Consider the following 26,623-nt stretch of genomic DNA (forward strand, 5'->3'; position numbering starts at 1 on the left):
ACTTATTAACACTTAGACCCGATATTTACGCCGCCTCAGCGCTGTATAAATTAGAGCAAACACAGCGAGAAACACTAGCGGAAGCCCTATTGTCAAGGCTTGCCAAGTGGCGCGGTCATTTGATATTTTTTGAATATCAAGTGCAGGAAGATTTATACTCTTGCTTCTAATGTTAATAAGACCATTATCGTCAAGAAGGTAATTGACAGCATTGAGTAAAAATTCTTTATTTCCGTACTCTTTAAATGTGAATTTGTCAAATCCTAATTCTAAAGGTCTGCCGTTTTGATCCAGATCATTTTTAATAAGATCACCATCAGCAACCACGATCATTGCGGTATTTCTTATTGCGCTTTCGCGAAAGGGTTCCCTCAGATTTTCTAACGGAAGAATTCTATTTTTAAACGCCGAAGTAAATTTTCCTTCAACTAAAACCGCCAGATTTTGTGCTCCTGCGGCATATTGCTCGGGGCTGGGTTCTGTGGTAATAGATTCTAGACTTACCGGTGCAGGCACTCCATTAACTTTAGAAAGTACAGAGCTTTGAAGCAACACGGTTTGTTGTAAATCTGTATTTAATAAATCAATATGATTTGCGTATTCAAATGCAATGGGATTATCAATATTGGTGTTTATAGGATGATTCTCAGCGGGCGTCACTAGCGGGTAATAAAACCAGGGGAGTTGCGTATATTGTGAATTTGCGGCTTCTCCACTCGCCAAAACTAGGGGTGCTGCGTAGAGATCTTCAATCAAAACAGGATTGATGCGTAAGCCGTACTTAAAGAAAAAATCATCTAGATTAAGTTGTCTTGCGGTAGCCAGCGCCATACCATCACGCAGATACAAACTGTCAGTTTCCATCGCTACTTGATCGAGCAGAAATAATGATTTTCCGCCGTGCATAATAAATTGATCCAACGCATACTTTTCGGCATCACTAAAAGCCTTAGTTGGTTTAGCAGCAACTACAAGATCAAACTTATTCAGTGCAGTAAGTACAGTATCCGGGGTTTGCGCGATAGAATCTAAAGGGAAAGGCGCAATAAAATACCGCTCTCTAAGCGTCTTAAAAAAGTCGGCAATGTATTTATCATCAAGTTCGCCGTTTCCTTTTAAAACAGCAATACGCTTACTTTTTGGGTTGAGGGCTTTATAGAATCCGTTAGAGAATGCATACTCCAGATTTTGAACCGATCTGCTTACGAGTTGATCTGGTGCGGCTCCCAGGCTTTTCTTCAATAGCGGAACAGGAATACTTTTACCTTTGTATGAGACCAAAGCCCAAGGAAATATAAACTCCTGACTTACTTTTCCATTATCTCTAAGCTGTACCTGCTCTGGGCGCATTCCGCGATTGTTAAAATCCTGAGCGATTTGCTCTGGGGAAACTCCGTCGGGAACAGGATTTACAAAGGCAAATTTGATGTTTGCATTGTGAGAAGCATATTCCTCAAGCAGTTGGCGGGTTTCAATTTGTAATTTTTGAAAAGCATCAGGCACATTTCCTGAAAGAAATACGTCAACAACTACCTGATCCTGGGCTTTAGCAATGATATTTTTTGAAGTTTCAGATAACGTATAGCGACCGTCAGCTGTTAAATCCAGCCTGAAATTGAAGGACTGAGATAAAACTAGTACGATCAGAACGATCGCTGCAAAAATTAAAAATTTTGAGTTTGACTTGATCATCCCTTTACAGATTTAGATTCAAGTTTTAAAACGGTAAGCCCAATAAAAACAGAGGTTATGCTCAAAAAATAAACAAGATCTCTACTGTCTATTACTCCGCGGCCAATGCTTTCGAAGTGCATTTGAAGACTGAAGGTTTTCAAAATTTCGAAACTCAGCGTATCTGCAATTCCATTGAACCCAAAGTAAAACAGAAAGCACAAAAGCGCAGCAATTAAAAAAGCAACAATTTGATTCTCAGATAGCGTAGATGCAAAAATGCCGATGGCAGTATATGTAGCAGCTAAAAAGAGAAGCCCCAAGTACGAACCGATCAAAACACCTTGATCATAATTACCCTGAGGATTACCAAGTTGATCAATAGCATAAACGTATACAAGTGTGGGAATTAAAGCCAAAATCAAAAGCAGCAATGCACCAAAAAACTTACCTAAAACAAGCTGCAGGGTAGTAATGGGTCTGGTAAGAAGTAACTCTAAAGTCCCCAAACGTAGTTCGTCACTAAAACTACGCATAGTAACCGCTGGAATTAGAAAAATAAAAATCCAAGGTACGAGCTGAAAAAAAGGCGTTAAGTCGGCAAAACCGTAATCAAAAAGATTAAAGTCATTATCAAAAACCCACAGAAAAAGACCGTTTAGGATTAAGAATAGTCCTATTACTAAATAGCCAACAGGAGAAGCGAAAAATGAATGGAATTCTTTTTTCAGAATTGCTAACATAGGCTTAAAGTTCTTTTCAGAATATTATAGATCAGCAATAATTTTCATAGCGATGCGTAAGGCTTCAGTGCCATTTGCTAAGCTCACAATAGGTGTGGTATTTTGCTCAATAGCATCGGCAAAAGCTTCTAATTCGTCTAAAATAGCATTATTCTCTTCCACCTCAGGATTGTCAAAATAGATTTGTTTTTTTACACCTTCAGCATTCTGCAGAATCATCGCAAAGTCATCTGCCTGTTCAGGAGCATCCTTCATACGTACCACTTCGCATTTCTTCTCTAAAAAGTCAACAGAGATATATGCATCTTTTTGAAAGAAACGTGCCTTACGCATTTTTTTCATCGAAATGCGGCTGGCAGTAAGATTAGCAACGCAACCGTTTGCAAATTCAATACGGGCATTAGCAATATCAGGCGTATCGCTTATTACTGAAACCCCCGATGCAGAAATGTGTTTCACCTCACTTTTAACCACACTCAAAATGGCATCAATGTCGTGAATCATCAAATCCAAAACCACCGGCACATCAGTACCTCTTGGATTGAATTCGGCTAAGCGGTGCGCCTCGATAAACATCGGATTTTCAATAAGATGATTTACTGCCGTAAACGCCGGATTGAAACGTTCTACGTGACCTACCTGACCACGAACGCCGTGTTTTTTGGCAAGCTCACGTATGGCCACCGCTTGCTCAACAGTTTGAGCAATAGGTTTTTCTATAAAGAGATGCTTACCGGCTTTTATGACTTGTTCTGCACAATCAAAATGATGCGTTGTTGGCGTTACCACATCAACTATATCGCAAGCATCAATTAGCTGCGCAATACTGTCAAAACGGTGATAGCCAAATTCTTCAGCAACAGCTTTTGCTGTAGTTTCAGATTCATCGTAAAACCCTACTAGTTCATAGCGTTCTGATTGATTTAAAAGTTTAAGGTGAATTTTTCCCAAGTGTCCTGCACCCAGCACGCCTGCTTTAAGCATAGTATATGTTGTTTTTCCTTTTTAAAAAGAAGGATCGATTTATAGAATATAAGCTCAACGTAAATAGTATAATCTTATTGAGACCTTCTACAAAAATAGGTTTTCTTAAGCAGAATTTTGCCATTCTACCTGTTGTTGAAAAAATGCTGGTTTTTGTCTAGGAAGTGGGCTTGTGGTTTGCGTATTTTAGCGGTATGAAGGATACTACTCGTCACCAAGGGAAGCGTAGATTGCTCGCACAAATTGTAGAAAAAAAAGGAGTTTCTAACACCGCTGTTTTAGATGCTATTAGAAAAATTCCGAGGCATTTTTTTATGGATAGTAGTTTTGAAGATCACGCCTATCAAGATAAAGCATTCCCGATCGCAGCAGACCAAACCATTTCTCAACCCTTTACCGTAGGTTTTCAAACCGAATTACTCGAAATAAAAAAAGGTGATAAAATTTTAGAAATAGGCACGGGGAGTGGTTATCAAACCGCTGTTCTTTGTGAAGTAGGAGCCAAAGTGTATTCTATAGAACGCCAACAAGAACTTTTTAGAAAGACTAAAAATTTTCTGTCAAAATTGGGTTATCGACCTAAGCGACTCACTTTTGGTGATGGCTATTTAGGAATGCCTGAATTTGCACCTTTTGACGGTATAATCGTAACTGCGGGAGCTCCTTATATTCCTAAACCTCTTTTAGCACAACTTAAGATTGGTGGTAAACTCGTGATTCCTGTGGGCGATGACGTTCAAACGATGATACGCATCGTACGCAAAACACAAACCGATTTTGAAAAGAAAGAATATGGGGAGTTTAGGTTTGTTCCGTTACTTGAAGACAAAAATTAAAACCTAATGTGTTGCGGCGTCTTGCCAATAAAGATAATGGCACAAGCCTACACAAAGCGTTGATAAAAAGGCGACGGCATATACCGGTATATAACGTAGTTCAGAAAGTTGATCTGGCGCAGCCGAATTACTAATGGCATAACCCACTAACAACATCCCGATAAACCAAACTAAGCTGCTTGCGAGCAGTTGTTTTGAATAGTTTTTGAGGTAGTTTTTAAATTGTAAAGAACTCATAATAGAACGATTTTGTATCTATAATTTCTTAAAAATTACAGAAAACGCCAGAAAGTTCCAAATTAGGTTAGCCTCTTAACATTTTAAAATCAAAGGTTTTAGCTGAAATTGTAAGTCTGATTCTACGCGTTATGTGAAGTATTTAATTCTCGGGAAAGGAAAAAATACTATAATCAATTTCAGGGTTTAAAATGATTTCTTTGACATCAATTGGTTGACCGCCCTGGCTGATCGTAAACGGAAAATAAAGTCCTTCAACCTCTTGATAATCGCTCATAGTAATACTTACCGGCTGCCCTAGTTGTGTTGTTTCAATAGCGATTGGATAGTAGTTTTGCGCATCAAAAAAGTAAAAACTTTCATTAGGAACTTCTTCACCATTTACAAATTTTGGTTCTTGAGTAAGTTTGATCTTAAATGCTACAATCCCATTTTTAGCAACAGTACTTATATATTCTGCTTTATAACCATTTTCCCGGTAATGTAAAAGCGGTGACGGAAAATCATTACGTTTCAGCAACATGTTTTTACGCATATCATCTGAGGAGATCTCAGGTTCCATGGTTAAAAAATTGGTGGTCCACATTGTAGCCCCGTCAAAAGCCATCTGCGTCACTTTTTTCTTGTTGTATTCAAACACCACCGCTTGTTTCCCGCTTCGGGTATTGTAAATGGTAATTGGCACGCTTAAATCACCCTGAGTAAATGAACCTTTAGTCTTAATCGCATCAATTTCAGACCAAGCTTCAATACCACCGGTTCTGTCAATATATTTAGTTATGATCTCATCGGCAGTTTGATTATACATGGTTTCAATCAGCTCTTCCTGTGCCAATGAAGAAAACGTAATCAATAAAAAAGATAAAAACGCTAATGTTTTCATAGATATAATTCTAAAAGTAACAGACTGGTATTTTGCGAAAATAGGCATTAAAACGGTATGCTTTACTTAACTCCTTTCAAAATAATGTGCACTGAAGTAAAGTGCTAATTTTATGTTTACTTCAGGCTTAAAACGGAAAAATACCAATGCAAATTATATCTTTAAGCAAAATGCATGTATTGCAATATAAATTGTACTCCTTATGAAATTCGGAAAAGTTGACGATCCCGGAAGTATAGACTTTACGCTTCCGCCTGATCACCCAGACACAAAGATTTTACTTAACAGCAAAGCGACTAAAGCTAAACCTCAATTGTACGTGGGGTGCGCAAAATGGAATAAGCAGGATCTCAAGAATTTTTATCCCCGCGGAACAAAAGATGAATTGGGCTATTATTCTAGACAGTTTAATTCTATAGAATTGAACGCGACGTTTTATAGACTTTTTCCGAAGGATCAATTTGAAAAATGGTATGAGAAGGTGCCGGCAGATTTTAAATTCTTTCCGAAGGTTACTCAGAACATAAGTCACTTAAAACGACTCATTAACGCCCCCGAATTATTGCCGGAATATTTAGATCATACTTTGCTTCTGAAAGAAAAATTAGGATGTATTTTTTTACAGATGCATAATAATTTTCAACCTAAAAATTGGGATCGGGTAGAGCAGTTTGTCGCCGCCTGGCCTAAAGAAGTACCGCTCGCGATCGAGTTTAGACATACTGATTGGTTTAACGAAGAGCCTGTTGCGCAGAAACTTTATCACCTTTTAGAAACAAACGACATTGCAAATGTGCTTGTAGACACTGCGGGGCGGCGTGATATTATGCATATGCGAATGACCAATTCTGAAGCATTTATACGTTTTGTAGGAGCAAATCATCCTACTGATTACGAGCGGCTAGATGATTGGGTAGCGCGTTTAGGCGTTTGGATTGAAGAAGGAATCTCAAAAATTAATTTCTTTATTCATCAAAATGTTGAAAAGGAATCTCCATTACTAGCTACTCATTTTATCAAGAAGATGAATGAGAAGTATGATTTTGATTTGCACCTTCCTGGGAAAGATGATGCTAATCCAACCTTAGATTTATGAGTAACGTAATTATTGTTGCCGGTGTTTCAGGATCCGGAAAAACAACTATAGGAAGATTATTAGCTGAGAAGTTAGACCTTGATTTTAAAGATGCTGATGATTATCACCCAGCTGCAAATGTTGAAAAAATGAGATCGGGACTTCCACTAAATGATCAAGATCGCGCTCCTTGGCTCACTATTATAGCTGAAAAGATCGAAGAGTGGAGCAGAGCTGACGGTGCGGTTTTGGCCTGTTCCGCACTAAAAGAAGTATATAGGAAACGATTAGATGTAAATAAACAGGTTACTTGGGTTTTTCTTGACGGATCGTACGAACTTCTAAAATCCCGAATGACTGCTCGAAAAAACCACTACTTTAAAGCAGAATTGCTGCAATCTCAGTTAGACACGCTTGAACCGGCAGATTATGGGATACACGTATCAATTGCACCATCGCCAGAAGAAATAGTAGATGAAATTTTGAAAGCCTTATAATGGAAGCACAGTTACTTTTTGCAGTCTTTGCAGGGATCGGATTATTGTTGTTATTAATCTTGCGATTAAAGCTACAAGCGTTTTTAGCGCTGTTACTCTCCGCAATCGTTGTAGGGGTGTTGAGCGGATTGCCAACAGAAAGCGTACTTCAGTCAGTTACAGACGGAATAGGCGGTACGCTTGGTTTTGTTGCAACCGTTGTGGGATTGGGTTCTTTATTTGGAGCGGTACTTGAGCATTCAGGAGGAGCACAGGCCATTGCTCAGTACCTTCTTAAAAAATTTGGAGTTAGAAATGCTCCGTGGTCAATTATGCTAACGGGGTTCTTTGTTGCGATCCCGGTATTTTTTGATGTAGCCTTTATAATTTTAATTCCTCTTATTTATGCTTTGCAGCGCAGCACAAAAAAGTCGCTTTTACTTTATGCGTTGCCACTTTTGGCTGGTTTAGCCGTAACTCACGCGTTTATACCGCCTACACCAGGACCCATTGCTGTGGCAGATATTTTGAATGCAAATCTGGGATGGGTAATTCTCTTTGGGTTTATAACAGGAATTCCCACTGCGGCAATTGCAGGACCGTTTTTTGCGAAACGGATAGCAAAACGAATTCATATTGAAGCACCTGAGGAGATAGAAGAAGAAAAACGATCGCTCACAAATGCGCCCAAACCTGCAACTATACTTCTAATCATTTTTCTTCCCATTTTGCTGATCGTTTTAAACACCGTATTAAGCAGTCCGCTTGGAGCAAGAATAGGAATTTCAGAAACTTTTCTTGATATCATTCAATTGCTGGGACACCCCTTTACAGCGTTGATCTTAGCCAATTTAATCGCTTGGTATATCTTAGGCATACGCCGAAACGTTTCTAAAGAAAAACTCTTAGAAATTTCGACGAAAGCATTATATCCGGCAGGTGTCATTATATTATTGACAGGAGCCGGTGGTGCGTTTAAACAAATATTGATTGACACCGGTGTAGGCGAGATGATCGCTAATGCGCTGCAAAGCGATTATTTTCCACCGGTAATTTTCAGTTTTATTCTTGCTGCTTTGGTGCGTATAATGCAAGGTTCTTCAACTGTAGCAATGATCACTGCCGCCGGAATCACCGCGCCTTTGGTGGTTCAGAATAATTTAAATGATATGAAACTTGCTATTTTAGTGATCGCCATTGCAGCAGGAGCCTCAATTTTTTCACACGTAAACGATAGCGGATTCTGGCTTGTAAAACAATATTTAGGCTTAACTGAAAAACAGACCTTTAAAAGTTGGTCTATACTCACAAGCTTAATCGCGTGTATAGGTTTGCTTGTTTCTACGCTGCTTTGGTATGTAGTTTAGGTATTGTCAGATTGCTTGCGCGTATCTTTTTGTGTAGCTTCCTTTTTGATAATATCATACGCTCGCTCTAATTGTTCTTCACGAGGAGGTTTAGGCATTTGCTCTGCTTTGTTTTCAGGTTCAAGTGTAAGTTCGGCGAAAGCAGGAAAATGATCAGAGCCAATTGCATTGCCTCGCAGAACCGTTTTTGCCCTAAAGTGTTCAGAAACAAAAATATGATCCAGCGGCCATCGCATAAGTTTACTTTTAGCACTAAACGTATTGAATAATCCACGCCCGATACGTAAATCAAGCAACTCGCTAACTTCCTTAAAAAGCTCTGTAGATTCTGACCACGCCACATCATTAAAATCGCCTATTGCAATTACTGGTAACGTATTGTTTCGGCTTTTGAAAGCAGTTTTCATCATTTCAGCGTCCCGATCAGTAGACATCGGGTTGTGCTGAGGCATTGGCGGGGTAGGGTGAATAGCATATAGCTCAAACCTGTCGCCAGAAGGAAGTTGCACCACAGATTCAATAGAAGGTATGCTGTCATCTATTTGAAAATGAATTTTTGGGTCTTCTAAAGGAAATTTTGAATACAGTAACATTCCGTAGGTATTGTCTAACGGAATTCCTTTATAATGCGGGTAGTTTTTTGATAGTGTAGGTGCAATGGCATTTAACCAATCTTTATCGGTTTCTAGAAGCAATAAAATGTGTGGATCTTTTGCTTCAACTTCTTCTAAAAGCGCCTCGTGCTTTTTATTCTTTTGTAAAACATTAGCTACTAAAAGCTTAAAAGTTCTGTTTTGATCAGTGATGGTACTGTCTAAAACGTCCTTTTCAGCAAGAGGCGTATAGGGATAAATTTTGACAACCTGAAAAACAAGACAGGCAATCATTATGCTCATAAATGCATAATCTTTTGCCCATTTAATATCAAATTTTATAAAATACGCTAAGGTAGCCGCCGCGGTAAAGATGGTGAGTTGCATATGTGGAAAGTCAAAAATGCGTATCCACCAATAATCAGCCGCAATGAACGGTGCTATTGTGAGTACAATAGCGATTCCTCCAATAATCTGGAGTACATTTTTAAAGGTCATTTTAGGTTAGGTTAGGGACTTTCGAGCTTAAAAATGCACTTGAAAGCAGTTTAACCGTAAGCTACTCTTTTGACTGGTTTTTCTGCGTTAAAAAACTGGTAATATCCTTAGAAGAAGGTTCTTCAAAAATTTCAAGACCAAAGAACGGTACAGCAGCGATCACGTGATCAAAGATATCAGCTTGAATGTGCTCATAGTTCTCCCAGCGCTTATCAGTGCTGAAACAAAAGATCTCAAGCGGAATTCCCTGAGCAGTAGGAGGAAGGTGGCGCACCATCAAAAATAAGTCCTTATTGATCGCCGGATTTTCATACAAATAGGCGTCAATGTATTTTCTAAATACCCCTAAATTGGTTTGATTCAATCCGTTTATGGCTAAGCTTTGATCAACGCCTTGTTTTTTATTGGTGCGCAGGACTTCTTTTTCCATATGTTCAATATACGGAGCAACAAGTTGAATTCGTTTAAGTTCTTTTAAATCAGCTTCGGTTAGAAACTTAACGGAATTTTGTTTGATAAAGACCGATCTTTTTATACGTCGCCCCCCGCTTTCTTGCATTCCACGCCAGTTTTGAAAAGAATCTGAAATCAAACTGTATGTTGGGATTGTGGTATAGGTCATATCAAAGTTTTGCACTTTAACGGTAGCAAGGTTAATTTCAGTGACCGTACCATCTGCTCCATATTTGCTAAAGGTGATCCAGTCGCCAATACGCACAATATCATTGATAGAAACCTGAATGGAAGCTACAAAACCGAGTATCGTATCTTTAAATATCAAAAGTATAACTGCCGAAGCTGCTCCCAACTGAAGCACAAAATTCATCGCGTTTTTATCAAAAAGCTCCAGAATAAAAAAGAAAATCCCAATGCCCCATAAAAAGAGCATGGTCACCTGTAGGTAACTCTGTAAAGGCTTGTCGTGAAACTGTTGTTTGGTCTGAAAGTAATCGCGAGATGTACGTAATAAGCTGCGTATAATTTTTAGAATAAGCAGAATTACGTAAAGGTCAAAAATCTTTAGAAGCCAATAAAGCGTGGTGGGGTAATCCTCAAGCAACTCAACAAAAAACCATTTAAAAATGGCTAGCGGAATAATGTGGCCAATATATCTAGGGAAATTGGTAAGAACCAAAAAGTCGTCAAAAGAGGTTTTCGTTTTATTGCTAAAAACCTTGAATGCTTCGACGATGAGTTTTTTAAGAAGTTTATCTAATAAGGCAATGAGCAGGATGAAGATAAACGCATTTATAAATACCGTAAGCATTTCAGCATAAAAGGGAACGACACCTAAGTCTTCTACATAGGAGCTAAAATCTTTTAAATACGTATCTATTTGGTAGGCCATGAGGATTAATTAGGGGCGCAAAATTAAGGATAAAGATCTCAATATAATCTAAGTAAATTATTAAGATTTTGAGACTAAACTATAAAAGAAAAGCCTGAGCAGTCGCTCAGGCTTTCATACAATACGATTTTACCTCAAACGCGTCGCCAAAAGGGTCTAAAACCGAAAAGGCTTGCCGCGAGATAGTAACTAAGCTTGTGCGTTTTGCATCTCCAAAGCCCATTGCTGAATAGCTTCTGCGCTTCCGAAGATGATCAACAAGATTATGCAGAAAATAGAAACGATAACCGCTAAGATTAAACCAATGATAGCGATAATACGCGCAGTTTTAAGTTGACCATAATTCTCATAAAGTTCAGGATTAGGCGCTGCTAATTTTTTGTCTTTATTCGCTAGAAAAAGCGCGATACCAGAAAATAAGAGTCCGCCAAAACCAGAACTGAAGCAGCACGCAATAAATGATACAATTCCTAGAATTAAGGAAATGGTTACGTTAGGTAGTTTTTGTTGTTCCATATCAGGATGTTAGTTTGAGTATATAGCTTACAATAATAGTGGTTACAGATAAGATTGCCAAAACTGAAATGATTTTGCTACCATATTTAACGCCTACCATATAATTCAGGCTGATCATAACACCCAGAAAGACCAAAGGATAAATTGCGGGATATAGCTCAAAGGCTTTGACAAAATCACCTTGAAATAATGCAACCAGAGAACGCTGCAATCCACAGCCCATACACTCAAAGCCTAAGTATTTTTTATTCAGGCAAGGAAGCATGTATTCTTCCATAGCTTACTTAATATTTCTTACAGAAACTTTTTTAGTATACTCAATATTATCGCGCGTGGTCACTCGTACAATATAAACCCCGTCGCTCCACGCATTAGAAGGAATGATCACTTTTTCGCTTGTACCCTCATTTAATTTTGAGACTAAAAGACGCCCGCTAATATCAAATACATTGACTTCTTTAAGTTCCGTTTGCAACGGATTTAGTACTGTAAGTTCAGCGCGGCCGTTGTTCTGATAAATATTAAAAGAACGTTTAACCTCTTCAACTTCTTCGACATCTAAAGTTTTAGCATCTTTAAATACAATTTCAAAACGATCAGTATACGTGCCCTGTTCTAGCTCAAATTCGTAAGATTCATCAAGAATATCGTGATATTCGTCAGTGAGCTTATCGTGTAAGTAGATGCTCTCGTCTGGGGTGAAGTTTAAACCAGATACTTGTATTTCGTATGTATTTATTTCGTTAGCTCCTGATACTTTTAAAGGTAATTTTACATCGATACTATAAGGAAAGAGATTAATTAAATAAGAATCGTCTCTATCATTGACTAAAAAATTAATGTCAGAAGGTAATTCCGAAACATTGTTGCCATCTCCGGCTACATCAAATCCTAGGGTTGCCTCATCCAACATTACCCCTGTTAATGCACGAGTATATGATTTATTTACCAAAGTCTTGAGACGAAATTTTGATAAAACTATAACCCCGTGCTCATTAAGAGTAAAATCACCAGCTCTTGTAGTGGTTTTCTTTTCAGTGTTTGCTGAAGAATTTGACTTTGAAGTGGTATTACTCTTAAAATTTGAGTATGGGTTTTCTGATTCCTTAATAAATACTCTAAATTCATTTTTAGCTGTCACTGCACCGTCAGTTGCTCCTTCAACAAAAAAGCCTTGACCTATAGGAGTAAAATGTCTTTCTGTAGTGCTTCCATTAACTCCTGTTTCTACCGGGTCACCATTAATATCTAAAACAGGTTGCCCTTCATTATCGTATTCTATAAAAACAGGTTGTTCGTAGGTTCCAGTCGAATTACAGCTGCCTTCTGGAGAATAAGTTCCATAACCACCCTCATAATCTTTAATATAGTGAGATTTCACATTAGGGTCAGATTCCCAAAAGTATGCAAGACCGGTAATATTAGGGCCTATAGCTTCTGGCGAATATGTATTAGGATAAGTACCCAAACATCCACTTAAATCAGAACCATTTGGTAACGAATTAGATAATAAATAAAAACTTAAATTTATTGCCGATGGATAAGGATTTCCAACAAGTGTTAAATTTTCATTTGCAACTACAACATTTATAGTCCCATTATTGGGTCTTCCCCTAAAATCAATTGGAACAATTCCTGTTGGTGAAGTCCCATTTCCGAGACCTTTCATAGTGAAGCCTTCACCAGCACCTAGAGGATTTGAAGCGCTTACTTTTGACCAATTACCATAACCTGTTGTAGCTACAAATTTATATAGCCAGTAGCTTGAAAGACTAAAATCATATTGACTTGTAATTGAACTGTTAAAGTTTGTAGTGAAATTCACAGGGGTAGCAGTAATAGTGCTTGTAGCATCTGTTTTATATAGACCCCCGTTATCATCGTCACTGAGATAAAAATTAACATTACCTGAGTTACCATTGCCGGTGGCTGATTTGTCAGGGTCACCCACAGGTGAAGTCCAATAGTGATAATCCCATTGATTTTGAGTATTGGTCTGATAAACAGAAAGGGTACCATCCCCTTCATTAGCACTATTATCAATACCTTGAATGAGCTGTCCTTCACTACGTAAATAAAAGTTACCCTTATCTTGATCTGGAGCACCTTGAAGATTTACATCTTGTGTAACAAACACAATCTCTCCACTATTATAAACATATGAGTTAGTATTTGCATCACCTACATACAATTGGCAGCTAGCGATGGCCGGGAGTAATAAAAAAAATAATTTGGAGTAAAAATTTCTCATATTGAAATATTTTTGCAAAGATACTAAAATTACCAATCCGTTTGCGTAATTCAAAGAAGATTTAAAGCTTTTTATCGAGTTAAAACCAATTTTATGAGTTCTCAATACAAAATAGGTCAGGGAGTTACACTTTTAGATGATAATTTGTCTGGAGTAATTACGAAAATTGAAGGTGAAAAGATTTTGATTACTTCAAAAGATGGTTTTGAGTTTGAGGTATCTATCAAAGAAATTGTTCCTAATAAAACGCTAGATCTAGAATTTGATGACGATTTCGATGATTTGATTATTGAAAAGGAGAAAGCTTACTCAAAGAAAAAAAAGCAACCTATAAAAAATAAAGGCGTTCTTCCTCCAATGGAAGTCGATTTACATATACATCACTTGACGAAATCTGAGCGCGAGATGTCTGCGCATGATAAGCTTAATCTGCAGGTCGATACTGCAAGAAGAAAACTTGAATATGCAATTCTTAAACGCATTCAACGCGTGGTTTTTATACACGGTGTAGGAGAGGGCGTATTGCGTGCAGAATTGGAATATCTTTTTTCGCGATACGATACCGTTAAATATTATGATGCGGATTATCAAAAATATGGTTTGGGCGCTACTGAGGTATATATATATCAGAACTCAAACCATAAAATGTAAGTAGAAACCTACATTTTCTTCGTGTGATAATTAATCTTGCTCAGATATTTTCCTGTTCTTGCAATTTTAAGTGCTTATATAGCGGTTAATTACCTAGAAAATCTTAAACAATTCCAAAAATTGTGTATTTCGTCGAAAAAAATTGACTTTTATGGATCAACGGTTATATATTTGGGGTGTAATACAACAAAACCCAAATCGTGCTTAGAACTTTTACTCTTATTTGTGCTCTTTTTCTTAGTGCACTTGCTTCAGCTAACACAGATGAAGTGAAGCCCGTTTCTGAAAAAATCATTTTAACTAGCGCTCTTGATTTAGTAGTTGCTCAGCAAGTTGAGTCTTTGGCTAGTGAGGATTTACCTGATGCCATATTGAGACTTTACCAATTGGAGAAGGTTAAATTTACAGGCAGAATGATTTATACACATAAGCCTTTAGAATTAGCAAATATTAAGAATCCCGTTAAAACAGCTTAATTCCCCAAATTAAGATTTCCCCAAGTCATAATTGATTTAATTACAACACAGCCGAATTTCTAATTGCCATAATACTTCAACCCCAAATCATAAGTTGACGGTAACGATGAAATTATACTTACGATTCCTCCAAAGCATAGTTGAATAAGAGTTTAAGTTGGGAGAAAGGCCCGTTGCGCAAGCGCGGGTTTTTCATTTTGTAGAAGGACTTTCTATTCAGTTAAGTGGATTGAAAGGATTATAATATTCAGTAAATGAGCGGTATACTTTTCAAAAGATAAAATTTATAAATTTTCTGAATGGTTATGCTTTCAAATTTTAGTTAAAGCATTATATTTGCACCCGCAAAAAGGTCGCGTAGCTCAGCTGGATAGAGCATCTGCCTTCTAAGCAGACGGTCACAGGTTCGAATCCTGTCGCGATCACTTTTTTAGCATTCAAATTGGATCAAAACCCTGTAAATTGTATGATTTACAGGGTTTTATATTTTTTATGGATTTATTTAAATAGCTTTGAATTCAATAAAAAATACCACAAATCGGTCAACAAATTTAAACTTTTATTTTGTTGACCGAATTAAGGTTTAAAATGCTTAAATTTAAGCACTTACGTTTGAATTTCGTCTAGAAAAATGTTTCATTTAAAGACGAATATTATGAGAACTCGGTTAACGTTTAGTTTAAACTTCTGGATTAACGGTTGTAGAGCTGAAAATGAAGAAGCAATAATCTATGCTCGCATCACTGTTAACGGGAAACGAGCAAATATTAGCTTAAAGCGAAAAGTGCCTGTGGAAAGTTGGGATAGTAGTTAAGGATTGGTTCGTGGATCCAAACCATTTGCGAAATCTCTGAATAAATATTTAGATCAAATACGTTCACTTATCTATCAATCTTATGAAGACTTGCTGAACGAAGGAAACCTTATTACCGCCTCAGCTATAAAAAATAAATTTTTAGGTGAGGATAAGCGTAATAATACCCTATCAGAATTATTTGAATATCACAATTCCATTTCTGTTACATCGCTTTCATCCCATACAATTCGTCATTATAAAGTCACACAACGCTACTTACAGAAGTTTCTTGTGGATAAGTATAAAACAGATGATATCTATCTTACTAAACTAGACTATGCTTTTATTAAAAACTTTGAGTTCTTTTTAAAATCCTATTAGCCGAAAGATCATCAAAAAAAGATGGGGCATAATACGGCGATGAAGCATTTACAAAGATTACGTAAAATGCTTACGATGGCATACCACCACGAATGGATAGATAAAGATCCTTTTATTCGTTTTAAAAGCTCATATGTAAAAAATAGAAGAGAGTTTCTAGCTCAGTATGAACTTGAACAACTAGAAGATTTTTCGTCTTCCTTAGAGCGTCTCGATATCGTTAAAGATATTTTTCTATTTGCTTGTTATACGGGCTTGTCCTATATAGATGTAGCCAAATTGAATAAAGATAATATTGAAACCGATTTAGATGGCCAGCAATGGATCAAAGCTATGCGACAAAAAAACAAGCGTAGAGCTTCGAATACCATTGCTGAATAAAGCGAGATGGATTCTTTTGAAATATCAAGATCATCCACGTGTTTCTGGTAGGAACAGGTTACTGCCCACGTTATCCAATCAAAAGACGAACAGCTATCTCAAGGAGATTTCTGATTTCTGCGGGATAAAGAAAAACCTCACTTTTCACGTGGCCAGGCATACTTTTGCAACTACAGTAACACTTATAAATGGGGTTCCTATTGAAACTGTGTCAAAATTATTAGGACATACCAAGCTCGCCACAACTCAAATTTATGCTCGCGTTATTGACCAGAAAGTTAAGTAGGATATGGAACGCTTAGAACTAAAGATTGATAAGAGTTTAAGATTCGTTAGATAAGATACACTCTTGGACTTTCAATTACTATAAAAGCAGAAGTACTTAGAAAATTTTGTTTGCTACACTGTTGAACTAGCATTCAATAATGATTATAGGCTAGAATTAAAACCTTAAATGAAGACCCGTTAAAGGATATAGTGATTTAATAATCTTAATTCCAACAGCTCGTAATTGAATAATTATTTAAAAAAAGCTATGATTTTAAAATCATAGCTTTTTAAATTTGTTAAGCAGATGCAATTTAATCAATGAGCCACATCGAAGCGTTTATATTGTCGCCCGAAGGGAATTGTCGATTAATCGCTTCGTTTAAATTTTCCGGGTTGTTGATGCTTTCATTTTGAGGATACATAAAACGTTTTGGGATCAAACCATTATTTAAAATTCCACCACCATCTACATTAAATTCGGGAAAACCTGTTCTTCTTTGGTCATAAAAGCTCTGCCAACCAGTATTCAAAAACAAGGCAATGTGCTTTTGAGTAAGTATAGACTCTAGGTCTTCATTACTGTTTAATTGAATTGTAGGATTATTTAAGTAATCTTCAGCCTGCGATATTCCGTAGAAAGCTAAAGATGCAGCTATTCCTGACTTATAATACGGTTCACTTGGTTCTGAAATCCAACCGCGCGCAGCTGCTTCTGCTAGTGTAAATTGAAGTTCAGCATAGCTCATAAGTATTGAAGGCTCATTTACAGGATTGTTATAATATCGCGGCTTAATTCGAGAGGCCTCTCCACTAACGGCTTTAGATCCGTTATCGCTTAAAGGTGCGCTACCATACAAACCACCATATGCTGAAAAATCCTCCACGTTTAAATTTGATGCATTTGGCTTTTTGTCCGCCATCATAAACAATCTAGGATCTTCATAGTTTTGAAGCCTTTCTACAAAGGTTTGTTCCATATAATAGGCTGTTTGAAGCGAATTATCATTAAATAACGGATAGCGATTGTCTTGAATATCTACATAAACTAAAGATGCATTATCTGAATTAGATTCAAATATTGGGAATTGATCAAAATTATTCAAGATTTCATTAAACCGGCCAACAATATCAATATCGGTCTGATCAACTTTATTGGATAGGCTCATTAGAACTCTAAGACTATAACTATTTATTAGTTTTTGCCATTGTCTTTTATTCCCCTCATAAATAACATCACCACGAATAGTTTCAGTGTTTTGAGCTAATTCTAAACCAGCAGCCCTAAGAGAATCAAGGGCTGATGCATAAATTAGCTCTTGACGGTCATAAGAAGGAGTATAAATTCCTATCTCAGCACCTACAGCTTCTGTATAAGGTACGTCGCCAAATACACGGGTTAGTTCAATAGCGTAATAAGCATTGAAAAACTTTGCCAAAATTTGATACACCTGTGAATCTGTACGTTGAGATTCTTGAATCATTTTATAAACTTGTTTTAGATCATCGTATTGACCAAAACCAGCTCGTTGCCAGTTATAATACTGATATTGATTGGTGCCATCTGTAAATGTTAATTGTCTACTAGCTAATGCAGCATTAAGACTTACATTATTAAAGGCTGTAGTCTCAATTGTGGTTAGGAGTAAATCTGGACTTACTTGAGTGGCCCGGTTAGGGTCGTTTTGTAAATCTTCAACTTTAGAACATCCAGCAAGCAGTAGTAAAGAGAATATAATTAGATACTTTTTCATCATCATTAATTTGGTGTATTAAAATTTTGCATTGATGTTAAATCCAATATTGCGGGTCGCCGGAGCTTGAAGATTATCTACTCCTGAGTCAGGATCAACATTAGGAATATCGGATGCTAACCATAGATTACGGCCTACAAGGGAAACGTCTAAGCTTTTAAATGGTGTTCGTTCTAAGAACGCTTCATTGAATTGGTAGGTTAGCGTTACTTCTCTTAGCTTTATAAAGGTTTCTTTGTAATAATGGTAATTCTTATTGTGGTAATTACTAGTGCTCTGCATAAAACTGATATAGTTTACAGGTACATCATTAGGAGCGTAAGTACGCGTATCTTCTGTAATGGTTCCATTAACATCGTAGCTAACCGAACCACCTGTGACCACAACACCATTTCCTATATATGTATTTTCACCATTTACAGCATCTTCTCTAAACTGATTTACTGTTCCTTTAGAAGTACCTCCCCACCACATTTTCTGGTTTGTATTTGAATACATCAAACCACCTAAGCGACCATCAAATAAGAATGATAAGGAGATGTTTTCATACTGTAAACTATTAGAAATTCCATAAGTTAAGTCAGGTTCATCATAGCCAATGAATCGATCATATGGATCTGAAACTGGTAATCCATTTTCAAAAATTACATCTCCTTCAGCATTAGTTTGATAGACTCCAGTATATATTTTGTCAGTTCTATCACCAACACGAATATATCCTTCAGTTTGCTCACGATCGCCATAGATTTCTTCTTGGTATCTGCGGTAATGACTTAAATTTATCTGAGTGTTCCAGCTAAAGTTTTCATTTTTAATAGGTGTCGCATCTAGCGTTAATTCTATACCTTTTCTTTGAAATTCATTTCCATTCAATAAAATACTACTATACCCAGAAGCATCAGAAATGGGGCTATATATTAAATTATTATAATCTCTAGCTTGGTAGTAAGCAATATCCAATCCAAGTCGATTATTTAAGGTTCTTATATTTGCACCAACTTCCCAAGTGTCTGAGGTTTCTGGTTCTAAATTTGGAGAAAGTAAATTACTGCCAAAGTAGGTTGACGGAGTACCATTCCAAGTAGTGCCTTTTTCATAGGCTAAAATATAATCATACGGATCACTACCAATTTTACCTTCAGAAACTCGAGACCAAGAACCTCTAAGTTTGGCAAAACTTACCCACTTTGGCATTTCAAAAAGACTGCTTAGTACAACAGAACCGGAAACAGACGGATAAAAGAATGAATTGTTACCCTCAGGTAATGTTGAGACTTTATCGTTACGCCCTGTTAATGATAGATAAAATGCGTTATAGAACTCAAGATCAATAAAGCCGTAAAAGCTATTGATGGTTTCTTTTTCTTCACGATTGGAACCTAATAATGTAGCGCCAGCATTATTTGCTAAATTGTAAAATCCGGGGACATTCAATCCATCAGTAGACTGAGACGTGTTTTTTGAATTTCTATAATAATTAACATATGCTCCTTCTGCTGTGATCCCAAAATTATCTGAAATTTTCTTTTCAAAGTGAAGAGCTAAATCTGAAGTGATATCGAAATACTCCGTTTGTGCAATTGAAAAGTTTCCTCTGGATTTATTACCATAACCGATATAACTTTTAGGCTCTTTATAAGTTCGGTAAAGACTGTACTCATTTACCCCCGTACGTCCTCTGAGACTTATAGCATCGGTGATTTCATAATTGAAGGAAGCATTTCCATAAATGTTGGTCTTATTATAACCTCTTTCATATTCAAATGCCTGAAAGTAGGGGTTGTTATAATAGGATATATTAAAATGACGTTGCTGTATGCCTTCTTGACCTTCGCGCCAGTAATTTTTTAAATCTCTAATGTCAACATCTGTACCAGTCCATAATATCAAGTTATAGAGATAGTTAGTAGGACCATAACCAACTTCAGGAAAGTTACTAGTGAATTGCTTATTGTAGGTTAAAGAGCCATTTAATGTAAGTTTATCAGTAGGTCTTAGGGTACCAGCAAGGTTGAATGATGTGTTTTTCAAATCCGTATTAGGAACAATTCCTTTCTGATAGTTGTTAGATAAAGAAAGACGAACGTCAGCCTTATCATTACCCCAACCCACACTCACATTGTTGGACTGTATAATTCCTGTTTCGAAGAAATTTTTGATATTATCTTTACCTCTAGATGTAAAGGGTATTGGCATTAATTCTCCTGTGTTAGGATCTACTGGACTGTTGTACTGCGTGGTTTCATAAAAACCGCTTGTAGTAGTAGGATCCTGCTGATCTAGGCGTGGACCCCAAATCCAACCTCCGCCTTCAGTACCGGATCCACTTCCATTAACATAAGCATAAACACCTCGATTTCCGTTTCCATAAGTTGTTTGAACATCAGGCACCCGGATGAAATCTGTTTGAAATAAGGTAGAATTATTGAAGCTTACATTGAGTTTACCTTTTTTACCTCGTTTTGTTGTAATCATAATTGCCCCATTTCTTCCTACAGAACCGTAAAGTGCAGAAGCAGTAGCACCTTTTAAAACACTTATACTTTCAATATCGTCCGAATTAATTTTCCAGATATCTAACGTACGATCAGGAATTCCATCAATTACTAGTAGGGGAGTAGCGCCACGTAACTCTATGGTGGGATTTTGAAACAGATCAGTTGAGTTCTTAATATTCAACCCAGCTACGCGACCTGAAAGTTGATTGACAAAATTGGGTTCTTTTGCTTTTTCTAGATTATCACCTTCAACTTCTTGAACTGCGTATCCCAGCGCTTTTTTCTCCTTTTTGATTCCTAAGGCTGTTACAACTACAGCATCAAGAGCTTGCGCATCTTCTGCCATTATAATTTCAAGAAGCGATTGATTTGAGATAACTACTTCTTGCTTTGTAAAACCAACGTAGGAAAATTGTAAGGTCTCACCACTATTCACTTGAATACTGAAATTTCCATCGAAATCAGTTACCGTCCCTCGAGAACTATCAGGAATCATAACGGTAACGCCTCCCAAGGGCACCCCATTGGGGTCTTTGACTACACCTTTAACGGTCTGCTGAGCAAAGGAGACCAGTGAAACTAAAAGGATTAAAAGAGTAAAGATTTTCTTCATGTCATTTTGAGATTAATTGCTTTTTTTTGTTGATTGATTTTTTTGGTTAACCCAAACATTTTGAGTGGTGTTTTCCGTCTGTAGAAGAATTTTAACCGGAAGTTTTTTACCTTTTTTTAGAACAATATCAAACCGTTCTGATCCCAAGGAAGTTTGACCGATTTTGGTATAGTTATCTTTTCCACCCAACTTCTTATCATTAGTGTTGGTTGTCAAAATGCTGACTTGGGTATTCTTGTTTCCTAAAGTTTCCCATTCTAAATGCAGTCGATTATCTAACACTGCAGCTTGAACATTTATGAAATCAACAGGATCTATAAGAGAAACCCCATCCCACTCTGAGCGTATATCTTTGGCTACATCTATGTTTAAAAAACTAGTCAACGTAGGCAGCAGATCTACGATAGCGGGTATTTGTGTGTCGAAATAAGTGTTGGTGTTTTTACTGTTAGTAACAATCCAGGTACTACGTTCTCTATCTGTCTGTCCTCCGTGATGTTTTCCATCCTTAGGCGATCGTCCGTGATCTGTAGTTACTAGAAACAGCCAGTCTTCTTGGTGGCTTTGTTCTCGAAATTTCACTGCATCGTAGATGGAACCAATTAAACTATCTTCATATTTAATGGCTGCAGTAAGTTGTGGACTATCTCCATAGCCGTGGCCCATATCATCCGAATATTCTAGATAAACCCAAGAAAGATCCGGAGCCTGTGTTTTTATAGTAAATGCAGCTTCTTTAGCCACTAGCGCATCTATTTTTTTAATGTATTCACGTTTGGCATCGTGTGGGAACCTAATAGTATCAAGTTCGTATCCATCAAATTTATAATCAACTTCAACCGCTCTAGTCTGATCTAAGCCTTCTCCTATAAGTTTTGTGCGATTGTCCAACCAAGTAGAGAATACAGCGGTTTTGCCATTCGGATATTGATCTTTGAATAGTCTAAAAATTGTAGGATAATTATAATTAGGATCTTTAATACTGTTGCCCCAAACATTGTGTTTATTTGCCCATACCCCTGTAAGTAGGCTATTATAACCAACAGCAGAAATTGTAGGCGTTTCAGAATATCCTTCTTTTAAACCTCCAACATATGCTTGGGTTATCGATCCTTCGACAGCAATTTCATCCAATCGAGGTGAGGGGTTGTTCACGATCATGTCGTAAGCAATGCCATCAACTATAATGAAGACTACTTTTTGCTTAATTGAAGTAGTTTTTTGCAACTGAGCATTCAAGTTTATAATTGAGGCGAATAACGAAATAAGTAATACTGTTTTTTTGAGATGCATATTTTTTGATTTGATGGCATCAAAAGTAGCAGACAAGGAAAATAGATTGACCAATCGTTCAATTAAATAATGATTACTTAAATGTTGTCTTTGTGTTATTATGTTTTACAGAGTTCAATAAAAAATTGAAAAGTCTATTTTTGATAAATTTTAGTATGGGTAGAAAAAATATTAGCGAGCAAAGAAGGAAAGAAATTATCATTGCGTTTTATGAAGTATCGCGTCAATTGGGACTGGAGAATGCCTCTATAGCTAAGCTTGCCCAGCATATGGATATCAGCAAAGGATTGGTTCTACACTACTTTGAGAATAGGGAGGAACTCTTGATTGGATTAAATGAATATATCCTAGAACAGCATCTTAACGTGATGATTTCTGAGGATATAGGTGTGATGAACACTAAAGAACATTTAGTGCTTTTTATTGAAAATTTATTTACCAGAGCCTGGAATAGCTATTTTGATGATGGTGTTTTTTATAGCTGTTATGCACTTATCTATCGAGTACCTGAATTTAAAAACAGTTTTAAATCATACCTACTTGAATTACACCAAGTATTATATCAAAGATTACTTGAAGCCAAATCATGCGGTATTATAAATAATACTAATTTGAAAGAAGTAACTGAAGTTATTTTTGCCCTAATTGATGGTGCCTATTACTACTTAGGAATGTTCGAAGAGTCTGAAGCGAGATATAAAAAACAAGTAGCTATCTACACAAAAAATAGTCTTGAGTTGCTAAATTTTACCACGTGATTTTCCTTTTATAGTAGGTTGCATTCTCTTTATTACAGCAACTAATGCAATCAACCCCCAAACAGCATTCACAAATATGTTTGGGTAATCATCAATAACCAATGCATTTATCACCAGGCATAAAGCCCCAAGAGCATTTAAAATGTGATACAAGTATTTTTGAGCAGAGAGGTATTCAAGACTTAAAAGTAAGTAGGAGATAATAAATAGTAATGCGCCAATCCAACCTATATATTCCATAATAACATTTTGATATACTATAACTAGTAAGAAGTTTATCTCAATATAGGAAGGAAGTAATTTATGATGTGCTAATTCATTTTATTATTCCATTAAATCTAATACGGACTCCTTAGAAATCGTTCTCTACTTTTAAGTTTAGGGTTCCAATATTTTGCCCTCCTTCAAAAGTTTTAAACCTTCCCTCGTTAGCTTTTTGAATTCCCTTAAGCAGCATCGCTGTACTTCTCTTTTTTTGAAAGCAAAATACCAATAGTTTGAAATTAGACGGACAGCATAACCGCTCGGGTCTCGCTTTTATATGTCCTTACTAATTCAAACTCTTGAAAACGTATCAGCAACAAAAAAAGGGAACAGCGATAGGCACTAATGGAAGTAAATCAAAATGAAATCTTATGAAATCAGTTCAAAACATACCAACAGAAGCGGAATCAAAAACCTTAAAAACAAAAAAGGGAAACGCTCAGGATAACATAAGTAAATCATTTTTTAAAGGTATAAACGCAAACTGTCCAAAGGGTTTGGGCAGCATTTTTAATCATCTAAATTTTTGAGTTTTGAGTACACTAAGAAATCAAGTTCAGTTAATCGGAAACGTAGGGCAAGAGCCTACACTAACAACCCTAGAAAGCGGTAAAAAAGTGGTGCGCTTTTCACTGGCGACCAATGAATTTTACAAAAATGCCAAAGGCGAAAAAACACAGGATACCCAGTGGCACACCATTGTGGCGTGGGGCAAAACGGCCGAGCTTATTGAGAATTATGCACCCAAGGGTAAAGAACTGGCATTAACCGGAAAACTGAAATCCAGAAGCTATACCGATAGTGCAGGGCTTAAACGCTATGTCACCGAAGTAGAAACTTCAGAAATTGTATTACTGGGTAGTAAATCCGAGTAAATCACTAAAAAAAGAGGGCGAAGATGTTTCACTATTAGCGAAATTACTTTAGACCTTGTTACCCTTTCAGAACACCACCACCAAATTCACTTACAATAATGGATTTTTTGTAGAGGTACTCACTAAGCTACCTCTACTCGTTCTATTTGTCCTGTTTTTTAAAATTCCACATTTGTTTTGAAAATCTTAATTTTGGCGAATGAAAAATACACGTTCCGTTTCTGAATTTAATACAGAATTAAAGCTGAAAGGTTTTAATGTATTTCAAGTCGAATCCGATAGCAATGCAACGCGCATTTATAGTCGAAAGGATTTCTACAAAATCTGTTTGACCACCGGCGAAAGTAAAATTCATTATTCTGATCGTAGTTTTAATCATAAAGGAACCGTTTTATTTTTCGGCAATCCCCACATTCCTTATTCGTGGGAAACGATTTCAACGACTTATACCGGCTACACGTGTTTGTTTTCCGAAGCATTTTTAGCGACCTCTAATCGTTCAGAAAGCTTGCAGCAATCTCCCTTGTTCAAGCTAGATGGAACTCCGGTTTTAAAAATCTCAGAAGAGCAACGGTTATTTTTGAATACCATCTTTAAGAAGATGATCGAAGAACAAAAAACTGATTATAGCCTTAAAGATGATTTAATCAGAAATTACATTAATCTTTTGATTCACGAGGCTTTAAAGCTAGAGCCTTCTCAAAATTTGCATCAGCCCGTTAATGCTTTGACGCGTCTAGCTAATGTTTTTATCGAATTGCTAGAGCGACAATTTCCTATTGAGGGAATGGCACAACCGCTAAAAATGCGTACCGCTAAAGATTATGCCGAGGCGCTTTCGGTACACGTTAATTATTTGAACAAGGCAGTACGTGAGGTTACGGGACATTCAACGACTACGCACATTAATAATCGCATTGCAAATGAGGCTAAAGCCTTGCTTTTACATACAGATTGGAATGTGAGCGACATCGCCTATGCATTAGGATTCGATTATCCATCATACTTCAATAATTTCTTCAAAAAAGCCACGCAAACCAATCCGGGAGCTTTTAGGGCAGCGAATTTTTAAATTTGACTTGCCTTATGAAGTGGTCTTAACAACACTTTAATAGCTTGTGTTGAAAATCTTAAGCTATCATTTGATTATCGTTAGCTGATGGTTGGTTACGGTCTATAATTTTGTAGCTCAATTTTAACCGTAAAACCAATGACTGCAAAACCCGTATTCAATCTGGCTGTGACTACTGTTATAGCTGCATTGCTTAGTGTAGCCTGCAATGACCGTAAGCTTCATAAGAACACTTCTCAAACAACAACTCAAACAGAATTCATTTTCCCAAAAGGGGAGATGGGGCCTGATCAAAACTTTACAGGAAATGCCTACAATATAGGGTTAGTCGCTCCAGACTCTATCTATACTACAGCAATTGGTAACGTCTATTTTGAACCCGGAAGCCGAAGTAATTGGCATTCCCATCCCGGCGGACAAATTTTAATCATTACTGACGGAAAAGGGTATCATCAGATAGAAGGTCAGCCTAAACAAGTGATCCAAAAAGGAGATGTTGTTAAATGTCCACCAAACACACGCCACTGGCATGGAGCTGCTGAAAACAATGGACTTCAGCAAATGTACATCGTTCCGAACGCCGAAAAAGGAATCGTTAACTGGATGGAGACGGTTACAGATTCAGTCTATATTAAATAATACAACCTCTTAAACTAAACGCTATGAAAATTACAAGAAATCAAGAGATCCACTCTGCTCCGGGGCTTGAGGCCTATTTTACAGGAGCAGTACGAGTAGAGATGCAATTTAGTCAACAACCCAGAACAAATGCTGCTGCGGCAATGGTGACTTTTGAGGCGGGGGCTAGAACAGCTTGGCACACCCATCCTGCTGGGCAGACGCTGATTATCACATCAGGTATGGGTTGGATTCAAAAGGAAGGTGAAGCTATTGTTGAAGTTTTTCCGGGAGATGTCATCTACTTTGAACCAGAAGAAAAACACTGGCACGGTGCTTCTCCTCAAAAGGCGATGAGTCATCTGGCAATTCAGGAGGAAGTTGATGGTAAAGTGGTCGACTGGATGGAAAAGGTTGCTGATGACCAGTATAAGAAGTAAGCTAAGAT

28 protein-coding genes, 1 tRNA gene and 1 pseudogene are annotated in these 26,623 nt (G+C 37.1%); 16 read left to right on the forward strand and 14 right to left on the reverse strand.

Annotated elements, in window-relative coordinates:
- Nucleotides 1–12: 12 nt before the first annotated feature.
- Genes gldG through LDL79_RS15220 form a run of 3 tightly spaced genes read right to left on the reverse strand, consistent with a single transcriptional unit; the run spans nucleotide 13 to nucleotide 3,398 of the window.
- Complete coding sequence (gene gldG, locus LDL79_RS15210; protein ID WP_225598329.1) at nucleotides 13–1,692, reverse strand: gliding motility-associated ABC transporter substrate-binding protein GldG; 1,680 nt, start codon at nucleotides 1,690–1,692, stop codon at nucleotides 13–15.
- Entirely contained in the window at nucleotides 1,689–2,414 is a 726-nt protein-coding gene (gene gldF / locus LDL79_RS15215; RefSeq protein ID WP_225598330.1) for a gliding motility-associated ABC transporter permease subunit GldF, read from the reverse strand. Before gldF ends, gldG begins: the two co-directional genes overlap by 4 nt.
- A 24-nt stretch (nucleotides 2,415–2,438) precedes the next feature.
- Entirely contained in the window at nucleotides 2,439–3,398 is a 960-nt protein-coding gene (locus LDL79_RS15220; RefSeq protein WP_072979118.1) for a Gfo/Idh/MocA family oxidoreductase, read from the reverse strand.
- Between the two features lie 194 nt (nucleotides 3,399–3,592).
- Between LDL79_RS15220 and LDL79_RS15225 the strand changes: the two genes are divergently transcribed.
- Nucleotides 3,593–4,234: a protein-L-isoaspartate(D-aspartate) O-methyltransferase gene (locus LDL79_RS15225; protein ID WP_072980396.1), complete on the forward strand. Its 642-nt coding sequence runs from the start codon at nucleotides 3,593–3,595 to the stop codon at nucleotides 4,232–4,234.
- A gap of 3 nt (nucleotides 4,235–4,237) precedes the next feature.
- On the opposite strand, the gene LDL79_RS15230 is transcribed toward LDL79_RS15225, so the two are convergent.
- Nucleotides 4,238–4,471: a hypothetical protein gene (locus LDL79_RS15230; protein ID WP_225598331.1), complete on the reverse strand. Its 234-nt coding sequence runs from the start codon at nucleotides 4,469–4,471 to the stop codon at nucleotides 4,238–4,240.
- Between the two features lie 142 nt (nucleotides 4,472–4,613).
- Nucleotides 4,614–5,354, reverse strand: coding sequence for an outer membrane lipoprotein-sorting protein (locus LDL79_RS15235; RefSeq protein WP_225598332.1), 741 nt, complete (start codon nucleotides 5,352–5,354; stop codon nucleotides 4,614–4,616).
- A gap of 202 nt (nucleotides 5,355–5,556) precedes the next feature.
- Between LDL79_RS15235 and LDL79_RS15240 the strand changes: the two genes are divergently transcribed.
- From LDL79_RS15240 to LDL79_RS15250, 3 genes are read left to right on the forward strand one after another with little or no spacing between them, the layout of a single operon-like run.
- Nucleotides 5,557–6,450, forward strand: coding sequence for a DUF72 domain-containing protein (locus LDL79_RS15240; RefSeq protein WP_225598333.1), 894 nt, complete (start codon nucleotides 5,557–5,559; stop codon nucleotides 6,448–6,450).
- Nucleotides 6,447–6,926, forward strand: a complete 480-nt coding sequence (locus LDL79_RS15245; protein ID WP_225598334.1) for a gluconokinase — start codon at nucleotides 6,447–6,449, stop codon at nucleotides 6,924–6,926. Before LDL79_RS15240 ends, LDL79_RS15245 begins: the two co-directional genes overlap by 4 nt.
- Nucleotides 6,926–8,272, forward strand: coding sequence for a GntP family permease (locus LDL79_RS15250; RefSeq protein ID WP_225598335.1), 1,347 nt, complete (start codon nucleotides 6,926–6,928; stop codon nucleotides 8,270–8,272). Before LDL79_RS15245 ends, LDL79_RS15250 begins: the two co-directional genes overlap by 1 nt.
- Here LDL79_RS15250 and LDL79_RS15255 read toward each other — a convergent pair.
- From LDL79_RS15255 to LDL79_RS15275, 5 genes are all read right to left on the reverse strand, one after another.
- Nucleotides 8,269–9,363, reverse strand: a complete 1,095-nt coding sequence (locus LDL79_RS15255; RefSeq protein ID WP_225598336.1) for an endonuclease/exonuclease/phosphatase family protein — start codon at nucleotides 9,361–9,363, stop codon at nucleotides 8,269–8,271. The two genes, LDL79_RS15250 and LDL79_RS15255, sit on opposite strands and share 4 nt — an antisense overlap.
- Nucleotides 9,364–9,424: 61 nt before the next feature.
- A complete protein-coding gene (locus tag LDL79_RS15260) occupies nucleotides 9,425–10,711 on the reverse strand; it encodes a mechanosensitive ion channel family protein (protein ID WP_072979106.1) in 1,287 nt (428 codons plus the stop codon).
- A gap of 189 nt (nucleotides 10,712–10,900) precedes the next feature.
- Nucleotides 10,901–11,227: a CCC motif membrane protein gene (locus tag LDL79_RS15265; RefSeq protein WP_072979104.1), complete on the reverse strand. Its 327-nt coding sequence runs from the start codon at nucleotides 11,225–11,227 to the stop codon at nucleotides 10,901–10,903.
- A gap of 1 nt (nucleotide 11,228) precedes the next feature.
- The gene (locus tag LDL79_RS15270; RefSeq protein ID WP_072979102.1) at nucleotides 11,229–11,504 is read right to left on the reverse strand and encodes a DUF2752 domain-containing protein; all 276 of its coding nucleotides are present in this window, start codon (nucleotides 11,502–11,504) and stop codon (nucleotides 11,229–11,231) included.
- 3 nt (nucleotides 11,505–11,507) lie between these two features.
- Nucleotides 11,508–13,478 (reverse strand): T9SS type A sorting domain-containing protein, encoded by a 1,971-nt coding sequence (locus tag LDL79_RS15275; RefSeq protein ID WP_225598337.1) that lies wholly within the window; start codon nucleotides 13,476–13,478, stop codon nucleotides 11,508–11,510.
- Between the two features lie 93 nt (nucleotides 13,479–13,571).
- On the opposite strand from LDL79_RS15275, the gene LDL79_RS15280 reads away from it, so the two are divergent.
- From LDL79_RS15280 to LDL79_RS15305, 6 genes and pseudogenes are all read left to right on the forward strand, one after another.
- Nucleotides 13,572–14,129, forward strand: a complete 558-nt coding sequence (locus tag LDL79_RS15280) for a Smr/MutS family protein (protein ID WP_225598338.1) — start codon at nucleotides 13,572–13,574, stop codon at nucleotides 14,127–14,129.
- A gap of 200 nt (nucleotides 14,130–14,329) precedes the next feature.
- Nucleotides 14,330–14,605, forward strand: coding sequence for a hypothetical protein (locus LDL79_RS15285; RefSeq protein WP_225598339.1), 276 nt, complete (start codon nucleotides 14,330–14,332; stop codon nucleotides 14,603–14,605).
- A gap of 351 nt (nucleotides 14,606–14,956) precedes the next feature.
- Nucleotides 14,957–15,030: transfer RNA gene (locus LDL79_RS15290), tRNA-Arg, on the forward strand.
- A 230-nt stretch (nucleotides 15,031–15,260) separates the two neighbouring features.
- Nucleotides 15,261–15,419 carry an Arm DNA-binding domain-containing protein gene (locus LDL79_RS15295; RefSeq protein ID WP_225598340.1) on the forward strand — a complete coding sequence of 53 codons (159 nt, stop codon included), beginning with the start codon at nucleotides 15,261–15,263 and terminating at the stop codon, nucleotides 15,417–15,419.
- 90 nt (nucleotides 15,420–15,509) lie between these two features.
- Nucleotides 15,510–16,163: pseudogene (locus LDL79_RS15300) on the forward strand (site-specific integrase).
- Nucleotides 16,093–16,449, forward strand: a complete 357-nt coding sequence (locus LDL79_RS15305; protein WP_225598341.1) for a site-specific integrase — start codon at nucleotides 16,093–16,095, stop codon at nucleotides 16,447–16,449. Before LDL79_RS15300 ends, LDL79_RS15305 begins: the two are co-directional and overlap by 71 nt.
- Nucleotides 16,450–16,744: 295 nt before the next feature.
- Here the strand turns inward: LDL79_RS15305 and LDL79_RS15310 are convergent, their stop codons facing one another.
- From LDL79_RS15310 to LDL79_RS15320, 3 genes are read right to left on the reverse strand one after another with little or no spacing between them, the layout of a single operon-like run.
- Nucleotides 16,745–18,190 carry a SusD/RagB family nutrient-binding outer membrane lipoprotein gene (locus LDL79_RS15310; protein WP_225598342.1) on the reverse strand — a complete coding sequence of 482 codons (1,446 nt, stop codon included), beginning with the start codon at nucleotides 18,188–18,190 and terminating at the stop codon, nucleotides 16,745–16,747.
- 12 nt (nucleotides 18,191–18,202) lie between these two features.
- Entirely contained in the window at nucleotides 18,203–21,295 is a 3,093-nt protein-coding gene (locus LDL79_RS15315; RefSeq protein WP_225598343.1) for a SusC/RagA family TonB-linked outer membrane protein, read from the reverse strand.
- A 12-nt stretch (nucleotides 21,296–21,307) separates the two neighbouring features.
- A complete protein-coding gene (locus tag LDL79_RS15320) occupies nucleotides 21,308–22,624 on the reverse strand; it encodes an alkaline phosphatase family protein (protein ID WP_225598344.1) in 1,317 nt (438 codons plus the stop codon).
- 119 nt (nucleotides 22,625–22,743) lie between these two features.
- On the opposite strand from LDL79_RS15320, the gene LDL79_RS15325 reads away from it, so the two are divergent.
- The gene (locus LDL79_RS15325; RefSeq protein ID WP_225598345.1) at nucleotides 22,744–23,346 is read left to right on the forward strand and encodes a TetR family transcriptional regulator; all 603 of its coding nucleotides are present in this window, start codon (nucleotides 22,744–22,746) and stop codon (nucleotides 23,344–23,346) included.
- On the opposite strand, the gene LDL79_RS15330 is transcribed toward LDL79_RS15325, so the two are convergent.
- Nucleotides 23,329–23,586, reverse strand: a complete 258-nt coding sequence (locus LDL79_RS15330) for a CBU_0592 family membrane protein (RefSeq protein ID WP_225598346.1) — start codon at nucleotides 23,584–23,586, stop codon at nucleotides 23,329–23,331. The two genes, LDL79_RS15325 and LDL79_RS15330, sit on opposite strands and share 18 nt — an antisense overlap.
- Before the next feature lie 395 nt (nucleotides 23,587–23,981).
- On the opposite strand from LDL79_RS15330, the gene LDL79_RS15335 reads away from it, so the two are divergent.
- From LDL79_RS15335 to LDL79_RS15355, 5 genes are all read left to right on the forward strand, one after another.
- Entirely contained in the window at nucleotides 23,982–24,140 is a 159-nt protein-coding gene (locus LDL79_RS15335) for a hypothetical protein (protein ID WP_225598347.1), read from the forward strand.
- A 3-nt stretch (nucleotides 24,141–24,143) separates the two neighbouring features.
- Nucleotides 24,144–24,485: a single-stranded DNA-binding protein gene (locus tag LDL79_RS15340; RefSeq protein ID WP_225598348.1), complete on the forward strand. Its 342-nt coding sequence runs from the start codon at nucleotides 24,144–24,146 to the stop codon at nucleotides 24,483–24,485.
- 199 nt (nucleotides 24,486–24,684) lie between these two features.
- Nucleotides 24,685–25,557 (forward strand): helix-turn-helix domain-containing protein, encoded by an 873-nt coding sequence (locus LDL79_RS15345; protein WP_225598349.1) that lies wholly within the window; start codon nucleotides 24,685–24,687, stop codon nucleotides 25,555–25,557.
- 138 nt (nucleotides 25,558–25,695) lie between these two features.
- On the forward strand, nucleotides 25,696–26,196 hold the full coding sequence (locus LDL79_RS15350) for a cupin domain-containing protein (RefSeq protein ID WP_225598350.1): 501 nt from the start codon (nucleotides 25,696–25,698) through the stop codon (nucleotides 26,194–26,196).
- A 23-nt stretch (nucleotides 26,197–26,219) separates the two neighbouring features.
- Nucleotides 26,220–26,615 (forward strand): (R)-mandelonitrile lyase, encoded by a 396-nt coding sequence (locus tag LDL79_RS15355; RefSeq protein WP_225598351.1) that lies wholly within the window; start codon nucleotides 26,220–26,222, stop codon nucleotides 26,613–26,615.
- The last annotated feature ends 8 nt before the right edge of the window (nucleotides 26,616–26,623 follow it).

Origin of the sequence: Leeuwenhoekiella palythoae (assembly GCF_020310025.1) — a bacterium.
In the GTDB taxonomy this organism is placed as follows: domain Bacteria; phylum Bacteroidota; class Bacteroidia; order Flavobacteriales; family Flavobacteriaceae; genus Leeuwenhoekiella; species Leeuwenhoekiella palythoae.